This window comes from Streptomyces sp. CA189, from assembly GCF_056428985.1.
The window spans coordinates 1-1,284 of the sequence record NZ_JBWJVM010000184.1; the positions used below are offsets into that span (position 1 = coordinate 1).

The window sequence follows — 1,284 nt, forward strand, 5'->3', positions numbered from 1 at the left end:
GAAGCCGTAAAGAATCAAGGTGCGGGTGTCGCCGGGGCATCGGGCGGGGCGACGGCGTTGAGCATCGCGGTGGCGGTCGTGAAGCGCATTCCGGCGGGCTGGACGCTGTAGCCGTGCTTTTCGAGCAGGGGAAGCACGTCCTCGCTGATGGTGCGGATGGTGCCGCGGGTGACGCCGAAGAGGTCGGCCAGCACCTGCCGCCCGCAGAGACCTCGCTGGTAGAGCACAGCGACGAGGAACCGGTCGGCATCACAGATCTTCTGCCGGAAGACACCGACACCGCTGGCCTCATGGATGCGGTCGCGTTCGCCGCGCTGACGATGCCAGCGTTCCTCGAGTCTGGCCGCGTAGGGGACGGCCAGATGCTGGGCCATCGCCTGCAGGTTTGCGCGGGGCATGCCGGTCAGGGCTGGGTCCGCCAGCACGTCCGCGATGGTGGTCCGGCCCTCCTGGGCCTGCTGGAGCGCGAGCCAGGTCCGGAAGTCCTGGGCATGGGAGAAGCAGGGCGTGTCCGGCGTGAAGGTGATCTTGTTGTTGGCCATCAGGAGCCTGGTGTCGGAAATGATGTGGCTGATCGAGACGCCGCTGATGCCCAGTAGTTCAACGAGGCATTTCTGCAGGCAGACCTTCCGTAGGAAGGCGACGGTGACCAGGACGCGCTCGGCGTCGGTGAGCAGGGGCCGGCCGTAGGTGCTGGGTGGGCGGCGTCGCATTCCGCCGCGTCGCAGGTAGTTGCGCCGTTCCTTGGAAGCCGCCTGGGCGGGAGCCAGTTGGGTCGCCAGGTCCGCGAACTCTTGTGCGCTCATCCCGGTGACGAGGGGGTCAGCCAGCAGGGCCAGGGCCTGCTGCCTGGCGATCACCTGGTCGTCGGCGCGGATGAGCGTCGCGGCCGCGGCGCCGTCGGCGGGGTGAATGGTGTAGTTCCACACTCCGTGCGTGGTGTGAGGTTCGATCGGGAGCGCGGCCACGTGCTCCCGGCTGACGGTCACGCCGGTCGGATAGGGGTTGCTGTCCAGGGCGGACTCGACGCGCAACCCGGTCCGGGTGCGGGTGGCGGCGATGCTGTTCACCACTACTTCGTGGCTGGTTAGCGGCCTGCCGCGCCAGTTCATCGTGATGTGGGAGAACAACCGGTGTTCGATCTTGTTCCACTTCGAGGTTCCTGGAGGGAAGTGGCAGACCGTGATGGACAGTCCGGTATCGGCCGCCAGGACGGCCAGCTCGGACTTCCACATCCGGAACCGGTAGCTGTTCGAGCCGCCGGCATCGGCGGTGATCAGCAGC

Annotated in this window: 1 pseudogene; it reads right to left on the reverse strand. The window is 67.4% G+C overall.

Features of this window, described 5'->3' with window-relative positions:
* Positions 1 to 761: 761 nt before the first annotated feature.
* A pseudogene (locus AC061S_RS44425) lies at positions 762 to 1,284 on the reverse strand (ISAzo13 family transposase); the annotation flags it as partial.